4 protein-coding genes are annotated in these 4,184 nt (G+C 52.9%); 3 read left to right on the plus strand and 1 reads right to left on the minus strand.

Annotation, left to right across the window (positions count from 1 at the left end; translation table 11 throughout):
* Positions 1-1,491 precede the first annotated feature (1,491 nt).
* From relB to BW995_RS20120, 3 genes are all read left to right on the plus strand, one after another.
* Positions 1,492-1,716: a type II toxin-antitoxin system RelB family antitoxin gene (gene relB / locus BW995_RS20110; protein WP_073191527.1), complete on the plus strand. Its 225-nt coding sequence runs from the start codon at positions 1,492-1,494 to the stop codon at positions 1,714-1,716.
* A complete protein-coding gene (locus BW995_RS20115; RefSeq protein ID WP_073191524.1) occupies positions 1,700-1,972 on the plus strand; it encodes a type II toxin-antitoxin system RelE family toxin in 273 nt (90 codons plus the stop codon). Before relB ends, BW995_RS20115 begins: the two co-directional genes overlap by 17 nt.
* A gap of 209 nt (positions 1,973-2,181) precedes the next feature.
* Entirely contained in the window at positions 2,182-3,609 is a 1,428-nt protein-coding gene (locus BW995_RS20120) for a MobA/MobL family protein (RefSeq protein WP_076402222.1), read from the plus strand.
* Here BW995_RS20120 and BW995_RS20125 read toward each other — a convergent pair.
* Positions 3,606-4,184 (minus strand): helix-turn-helix domain-containing protein (locus tag BW995_RS20125; protein ID WP_322099136.1); only part of this gene is annotated, 579 nt, incomplete at its 5' end. The two genes, BW995_RS20120 and BW995_RS20125, sit on opposite strands and share 4 nt — an antisense overlap.

Raw genomic sequence — 4,184 nt, forward strand, 5'->3', positions numbered from 1 at the left:
CATGCCTCATGTGCGGCACGTTCCGTTTGAACCCACTTTTTGGGTCCGGCGCCAACTGGCGTCCCTAATTTCATGTCGCTCATCTGTGGTACCACTTTTTGGAAACTGGTTTCCAAAAAGTGGTACCACATTGCCGAGGGTGCGGCAATCAAGAGCTACATATTTTGGAAATACGTTTCCAGTTTTTGTAGGGGGTGCGGAATCAGCTGATTCCGCACCCCCGGCAATGGGACGACACTTCATTCTTCATAAATTATTGATTATAAACAATTTTGGTTTTTTCCTTTCTATGATCTCATTTGACCCCCCTGAAAGGGGCCGTGAACGGGTTATCCATGCCCAACCGACGCGCCTCCACAGCGCTAGGAGGGCGGGGGTGGGTAACCCGTTGGTCATGAGGCGCCTGCCATCTTCTTTTCAAGAAACGCTCTTGCTGTGGATAAAATAATAAATGATTTATCTATCAATAGGTTAGCAAAAATCCGTCCAGAAGATAGGATGGAGGATTGCGCCCAGTGAACACGAAAGGACAACAGCGAAAAATTGAAAAGAATGTAATTATAAACGTATACAAGGCATTATATTGCGCGCCCATCGTCATTCAGATCTTATTTCGGCAAGAACATTAGGTGACAATTATGTGCGCTAAGGTAAAATTTATGAAAGGGCTGCGCGCCTAGTAAAATGAGTAGAGAAGCAGTGTGTGCCCAGTAAAATGGGCAGAGACAGAAATTCCGAAAATAGCCACAATTTATAAAATTAAATCAAATATGTAGGTCAAGTTTTGATCAGGATATAAGCCGCACAAAATTAAAAGAACGCCCAATAAATTAAAACGTACACGTATTAATGCATGTATAATCTATTCCGGTTTTGTTCCACAAAGAACGCACTAGATGCAGTGTTGACCAGCGTATCTCTCATCTGCAAGATACAAAAGCCCCGACAACGCGTGCCGGGGCTTTTGCTATAACCATGCTCTCATAAGCTGCAACTCTAGTTTGGACGCTAAAGTTAATCACAGCGGAGAGACTTTTAGAAAGTTAAAAACATGAGCACTGCTCGCAAGCCACTTGGAACCACCTGTTATACGGGAGAAAACTGCCCAGAAAGCGGCATCTGGAAAGCAGAGTCTACCCCCAGTACAACAATCCCCCTCGCAAAAGGGAACAAAGTACCGCCCTATAACAATAAAGGGGTTACTTGGAAGCTCATTCAATACGCCTAAAATAATAAAAAAACAGGGGGACCATAGCCCCCCTGTTTTTTTATAGCGCCATCCCCGGAGCGTAGCATAACTACAGAAACATCATATCAAGTAGCAGTAGCATCCGCCCATTTAGTAGCAACATGGTCATTTTTTGTTTAAAAACAGTAGCTTAAGAACCATAGAAATTGAAGTTAAGAAATTGAATTTTAGACGGTTGATAACTTCAGTCTGTGGATAAACTATGCTATACATGTATAGCGATGTAGCAATATAGGTGAAAAATGCTCGCCATCCGACTGCCTGCCGAAGTGGAGACCAGACTTGAAGCACTGGCTCAGGCTACGGGCAGAACAAAAACGTTCTATGCCCGTGAAGCCATCCTCGAACACTTAGACAATCTCGAAGACTTGTACCTAGCTGAGCAGCGCCTAACCGACCTTCGAGCAGGCAAGAGCCAAGCGGTATCACTCGAAGACGTGATGAAGCGTTATGGCCTGGAAGATTGAATTCGACAGAGCCGCCGAGCGCGAACTGGACAAAATCGACGTACAGATGGCGCGGCGCATCCTTACCTTCCTGCATAGCCGGGTCGCTCAACTCGACGATCCACGCAGCATTGGCGAAGCCCTCAAAGGCTCAAAGCTGGGTGCATTCTGGAAGTACCGCGTCGGCGACTTCAGAATCATCGCCAGCATCGAAGATAACGCCCTGCGTATCCTCGTGGTTCGCATAGGCAACCGGAAAGAAGTGTACCGGGCATAAACAACAAGAATAACAAGTAAAATAAGAACCGTGGCCGCTAGTCCCGCTTTCTTCCTGCCGTAAAAACCACCCCCGGAGCGCAGCGAAGCCCGACCTTGCGGGAGGGTGGTCTGTCCGGTAGGATGGACTAGGGCGCACTTATGGGTTTCTGCGAAACCCGTGCGTCGGGGGCACCCCGAACCCCGTTTTTACGGCAGGAAGAAGAAGCCTTGGCCATCTACAGTCTGAACCACCGCAGCATCGGAAAATCGACCCATGCCCCCGGCACCGCCGGGGCACATGTCGATTACATCACCCGTGACAGCGCGGCCCGGATTGTGCTGTCCCAACACATGCCGTCTCATCGGCATGAGGCCCACGCCTGGCTTGACCAAGCAGAAGCCTCAGACCGAAAGAACGGCAGGGTTTGCGACAAGGTGATGCTGGCCCTTCCTCGTGAATTGTCGCCAGAGGAGCGGGCGGAACTGGTCCGTGATTTTGCTCGGCAGGTGGGCCAGGGCAAAGCACCGTGGCTTGCTGCGATCCACGACAAGGGCGCGGATGCTCAGAACCCACATGCCCATCTGGTGATCCGTGACAAAGACCCAGAGACAGGAAAGCGCGTGGCCGGTTTGTCGGAAAAGGGCAGCACAGAGCGTCTGCGCGAGCTTTGGGAGGCCATCGCAAACGCTCATTTGCAGCGTGCCGGCCATACCGCCCGGATCGACCGGCGGACCCTTGCAGCCCAAGGGATCGACCGGAAGGCGCAAATCCATGTTGGGCCGCGTGCTAACGCCATGGCCGAGCAAGGAAAAACACCTGTCTCGAAAATACGGAAGGATCACCAAGGGCGAGTCATCCGGTATCCCGAGATTGATTACTCCGTTCGCGGGATGAAGACCCGAGGCCAGCACAACGCCAAAATCATCAATCTCAACGAGCAAAAAGCCAAGGACGAGGCCCGAAAATGGGACCTGTCTTCTTGGGAAGAAGCCGTGGAATCAGCCCGTAAGGAGGGCTTTGCCTCGCTGGTTGAGCGGGCTGAAATTGGTTTGCAGGTGGCGAAGGAGTTTGTGGAGGCGCGGAAACCGTTGCCGCACTACCACAGCGAGGTTAACGCCGTAGCGGAAAAACGGTGGAAGGCCATAGGAGACGATAGAAGGGCCGCTGAGCAGGCGAGGCAGGAAAAGGTAGCCAAGGAGGCCGAAGCGCGTAGACGCGAACAGGCGGCCGAAAAAACAGCCTTGGCAAACCGATATGAAGCCCGCCTCCGTCTGGCCGAAGCGACGGCCAAGGCTGCAAAGGGAGCTGAGGGGCAAAAAAGCCAGATCGAGCAGGCGCACCCGTGGCGGTCCCGGCTGCACAAGGTCGGCCTGAGCTTTGGGCCACTGGCTGATGTCGAAAGCCGCGTGAGTGCTGCTCAGAAGGCCAAGGAAGAGCTTTTTGCCGATGCCGCCGGGTGCGAGGCGTTCGAGGAGCGCAAGGCCGCTCTAGAGGCCCAAAAGCGGGCACAGAAGGCCGCCGTGGAAAAGGCGCAAGCCTTGGAAAAAGGCCAAGGTCATCAGGTCAAATCTGGCCCTGAAAAGTCCATCACCTCAGCGAAAGCTCCCCAAAAAGGGAAGGGGGTTAGCCGAGGTGACGGAGGCATAGGCCTTTAGCCCGTATAATCTTCGATATCCATTTGCCGGGCGGGGAGGTCTGGCTCCATACCGGGCAGCGCGGGTTGCGATGGGGGATCTTCCCCTTCGCCGGTCGGTAGTTGCGCTTCACCGGGATAGAGGGCCGGGATGCGGCGTAGAGTACCCGGCAGTAGCGTATACTCGGACTGATCTTCTTCGTCTGCCACAATTGCGGCTGAAAACACAGACAAGCGCGGTAAATGCTCGCGCTTTTCGCCCCACGCCACCTGATCGTTGACCACATAGGCGTTTACTGTGCCGCGTGGACCGATCTGAATTACCTGAATCCATCGCTCACTTTCTAGGATGTTCATTGCGTTACGAATGCTGCGTTCATTGCATCCCACTAGCTTTGCCAGCGTTTTCTGTGGAATCACGACAGCATTTTGATGCCCCATGATCGCAACCAGCCGATGCAGTACGGCGGAAGCGATGGGCGATCGCATAGCCAGTCGTCCCCATGCCTCATGTGCGGCACGTTCCGTTTGAACCCACTTTTTGGGTCCGGCGCCAACTGGCGTCCCTAATTTCATGTCGCTCATCTGTGGTACCAC

This window comes from Insolitispirillum peregrinum, from assembly GCF_900156605.1.
Taxonomy (GTDB): domain Bacteria; phylum Pseudomonadota; class Alphaproteobacteria; order Rhodospirillales; family Rhodospirillaceae; genus Insolitispirillum; species Insolitispirillum peregrinum.

What these genes read in the sequence shown, in the direction of transcription:
- relB (WP_073191527.1), top strand. Translation starts at nt 1,492, where the DNA reads ATGCTCGCCATCCGACTGCCTGCCGAAGTGGAGACCAGACTTGAAGCA.
- BW995_RS20115 (WP_073191524.1), top strand. Translation starts at nt 1,700, where the DNA reads ATGGCCTGGAAGATTGAATTCGACAGAGCCGCCGAGCGCGAACTGGAC.